This window comes from Phenylobacterium sp., from assembly GCF_004299445.1.
In the GTDB taxonomy this organism is placed as follows: Bacteria; Pseudomonadota; Alphaproteobacteria; order Caulobacterales; family Caulobacteraceae; genus Phenylobacterium.
Window position 1 is genome coordinate 1 of record NZ_SCTC01000005.1, and the last position, 3931, is coordinate 3931.

Genomic DNA, 3931 nt, shown 5'->3' on the forward strand with positions numbered 1-3931 from the left:
TCGAAGGTGGTGGTGGCCACGCCCCAGCACGAGGTGAAGTCCCTCGATCGTCCCGAGCACAACGAGGCCGGCGACGAAGACTGAGGCTCCCGACCCGCCCGGCATACGCCGGGCGGGTCTTCGCTCGAACGATTTCAGCGTGGCGACAGTCCGGACCGGTCGACCGCCAGCAGGCCGCCGTCAGGCCAGCAAGCCTTCGGAGTTCGGCCAGCGGGTCCGCTCGCATCTTCACCGCCGCGCGCTCGGCCAGGTCGCCAAGGGCGACGAGATCAAGCCTCACTGATCGAAGTTCGTGCGCGCCGCGTCCATCACCTCGGCGAGCGCGCCGCGCTGCAACCGCGCCAGCGGCGTCGCGTCACCCAACAGGGGGTGAGGCTCCTTCAGCCACATCCAGGTCGTGTTCGGCTCCCCGATCACGGCGAGCACGTCGGCGATACCGGCGATCGGCTTTGATTCCACAAACTGCTCGATGGGAAAGACGGGCTTTCGAACGCCGTCGACTAGCCGGATCACCAAGCCCTTGGTTTGCCACAGGTGCAAGGTCGACCGGGGGACGCCCAGGCGCCGCTCGATCTCGACCGGCCCGGCCGTCGGGCCGGCCCAGGTGTTTAAGTCGCCGCCCGTCGCGAGGGCATAGTCATGGAGTTGCCTGGCCCCCTCCCCCGGGCTTAGGAGTTCGCCGACGCCGGCCCCCTGACTGGCTTCGATCGGGCCCCGCCTGGTGAGCGCGATGGCCTGGGTCTTAGCTGGCGCGTCGAGTTCCGCCAGCACCTTGGCCATGACACCGGGCAGCCTTGCCTGATATCGAATGACGAGCCGTTGCTGATCGGCCGACAGCTTCGCCGCCGTCGCGCTCAACGCGGCGGCCGCCTGACCTAGAATCTTGATGGATGAAGCGGCGGCGTGAGCGCGAGCGTCTTGTTGTCTATGGGCGGGGTTGGCTGTCATTCGGCCCTCCATCGCCGCCCAATATGGCTCCCTCGCGAATAATGTCCATATCTGTGCAGCTTCATGCAGCAGTGGGCAGTCGCGGCGCTGTGTTCTTCGAGCTGTCGGCCGTTGGAAGTTCGCTGTCACGGGAGAAAGTCATATATTTTCTATCGCTTTCCCGGGCTCAAGCGAACTAGGCGGGCTCGGCGTCAGCCGACGTCTGCATCCAGAACCGCGCGAGGAGATCGGCGAAGGCCTGTTCCGCGTCGGCCCGGCTGCCGCCCCCCTGCAGCAACAGGGTGACATTGACCTCCTTCTTGTCCTTCGACTCCACACGAAACAGCGGCTTTCCGCTCGCGGAGGAGACGACTTCCGGAGGAACCTTGCCCGAAGCTTTGGACGATCCTGACTTCTTGGGGGCGTCGGCCGCGGCCGCAAGGCGGCGAATGACGTCCTGCGGCTTCAGCGGGGTTCCCTCGCCTTTCCGCTGCGCGATGGCGCCGGCTTCCGCCAACACCCGCCGCGCCCGGTCGTCGGGCTTGAGCAGCGGCTTGAGGAAGGTGACATGCTTGATCCTCAGCTCGTGCGGATCACTAAACGCGGCCACCAGCTCGACGGGCAGCCGCGCAAGGTCGAGGTAACGGCTGAGCCAGGCTTCCGACACGTTGAGCCTTCCAGCCATGTCCTTCTGGCGGCCGCCGTAGTGACGATCGAGGGCCTTCAGATAGTCGCGGGCCCGCTCGATGTCGCTCAGATCTTCGCGGGCGCGATTCTCCAGGTCGGAGATCCGGAAGGCCTCTTCGTCGGTGAGGTCGCGGACCTCGACCAGAAAGCGGAAGTCGGCGTAGTTGTGAGCGCGAAGCCAGGTCACCGTCCAATGGCGGCGGGCGCCGCAGATGACTTCGAACTCGATGTCGGGGACGCCGCGGACCCGCCGGACGATCGCCGGCACCTCCTGGCGGCCCTGGGCCTTGAAGCTTTCGATCAGGTCGGCGCAGCGGCTCTCGTCGAGCGCAGCATAGTCTCGGTTATGTTCGCTCCAGAGCCGGCAGCGCGCCGGGTCAACCTGTTCGATGGCGCGTCCAACCACGGCGCCTGACGCCAATTCGGCCATCCGGTTCTCGCGACTGGCGAGGATGCCGACCGGCATCCGTGTTGGGGCCTCCGGCTGGGGCGCGACCTCGTCGAGAGAGCCGATCAAGCCGGCAGCGAAGGAACGGTTCTTGGAGCTCATGAGCGCGCCCTTTCTGCTCGAATTGCACCGGTGCAATTTCCAACTTTGGTGGTCATGCGTGGCCCTCCTTCCGAAGGCGCTCGACATGGCTCGGCCAGGTCTGACGCACGTCGAGGAGGATCTCCTCGTTGACGCCGTTGAGATAGGTAAGGCAGCGGTCGCGCACCGACTTGCTCGTCATCGGGCTGTTCATTTCATAGACCGTCATCAAGCGGGCCGTGACGTTGTCGATCTCGGCGGAGTCCTTCATCGGCGTCCGGATCATTGCCAAGCCGAAGACCTGGCGCATCAGCGCCAGCAATTCCTTCTGCATGGACTTGTTCTCATCGACCTTGGACGCGACGATCCGGACGAAGTTGAGATCGGGGGCTAGGTCGCGCGACGCCAACTGGTTGAGGGTTTCATCCAGCATGGTCAGAAAGGCGGCAGTCGACGAGAAATCCATCACCGTCGGTGGGACCGGTATGACCAGGGCATTGGCGGCCCGAAGAACCGAAAGCGAGATGGCGCCCAGGGCCGGCGGCGGGTCTAGGATCACCACGTCGAATTGGTCGGCGATCGAGGCGATGCCTTGAGCCAGGCGGTCTAGGAGGCGCCCCCCTCCCCGCGCCATGCGCGCCGCAAGCTCATATTCCGACTGGAAAAGATGGAGATTGGCGGGGATCAGTTTCAACCCGTCGAAATGGGTGTCGCGAAGCGCGTAGTCGAGGGAGCGCATGTCGTCTTCGCGCAGGTAGGGGTAAAGCGTTTGGTCCTCGGTCAGGTCGAGGTCAGGCACATATCCGAACAGAGTAGTGCTGGAGGCCTGACTGTCGCAGTCGATTAGCGCTACCCGGTAGCCCTGGATGGCCATGTACTGCGCGAGGTGGACAGAGAGGGTAGATTTGCCCACGCCGCCCTTGAAGTTCTGGACGGCGATGACCGCGCATGGATCTTCCGGTTTCCGCCACGGGCGGGTGGCAAACACGCCGCGCATGTCGTTGACCTGGGCCAAGGTGTAGCCGACTCGGCGATTGGTTTCGGTTCGGGGCGGTTCGGGCAGTCGCCCATCCTTTTCCGCGTCCCGGATCGCCGCCGGCGTGCGACCGACCAATTCCGCCGCTTCGCCGATGGAGAACAGCGGCTCACGCCGATCTCCCGAGCGCGCGGCGCGAGCGCTGTCCCGCAGGTTTTCGACGACTGCCGACGCCCGCCGGGCAAGTTGCGACACCGGCCCAGCAAGTGAGGGAGCGGGAGCTTCGGCGACGTTCGACATAGGGACTACAGCCTCCGGCTGGTTTCGAAAAACCGGCCCCGGCAGTCGCAAAAGCGAAAGTGGGGCCGCCTGGACGCTATAAGCGCATCATTAACGACGTGTTAACACTGATTGCGTGAGCTAGAAGCCGATTCCGGTTTTCCGGCCAGGGCTATCCTGTCCGATTGGGGGCCATCCTGTCCTGGCGGGGGTGCCTCCGCTCGAAATTGCACCGGTGCAATTTCGTCGTTCGCCCGCTCGGTCCACTGCAGCTCACCTCGATCCTGACCGCCTGGGGGCGCGCTGTCTGTGCGTCACGCGGCAACCGCGCGGCGGACGGAGGCGAGACCCCGGCCGCATCCGGATAGTGATCCTTCATCTGTCGAGTCTTCCGCGCTTCAGACGCCAGCGAGCTGCCAGCCTGCCGGCTGCGCGGCGACCTCACAACCTCCTTGGCCGTCAGGACGCGGCGCGTTCGCGCCCGCAATTGCACCGGTGCAATTCGGCGTCTTCGGATCCCGTAAAGCGCCTTA

At 65.0% G+C, this 3931-nt stretch carries 3 protein-coding genes; all 3 read right to left on the reverse strand.

Annotation, left to right across the window (positions count from 1 at the left end; translation table 11 throughout):
* Positions 1-276: 276 nt before the first annotated feature.
* Complete coding sequence (locus EPN98_RS02225; protein ID WP_293359688.1) at positions 277-948, reverse strand: hypothetical protein; 672 nt, start codon at positions 946-948, stop codon at positions 277-279.
* A 175-nt stretch (positions 949-1123) separates the two neighbouring features.
* Complete coding sequence (locus EPN98_RS02230) at positions 1124-2164, reverse strand: ParB/RepB/Spo0J family partition protein (protein WP_293359690.1); 1041 nt, start codon at positions 2162-2164, stop codon at positions 1124-1126.
* Positions 2165-2216: 52 nt separating this feature from the next.
* The gene (locus tag EPN98_RS02235; RefSeq protein ID WP_293359693.1) at positions 2217-3419 is read right to left on the reverse strand and encodes an AAA family ATPase; all 1203 of its coding nucleotides are present in this window, start codon (positions 3417-3419) and stop codon (positions 2217-2219) included.
* Positions 3420-3931: the final 512 nt, after the last annotated feature.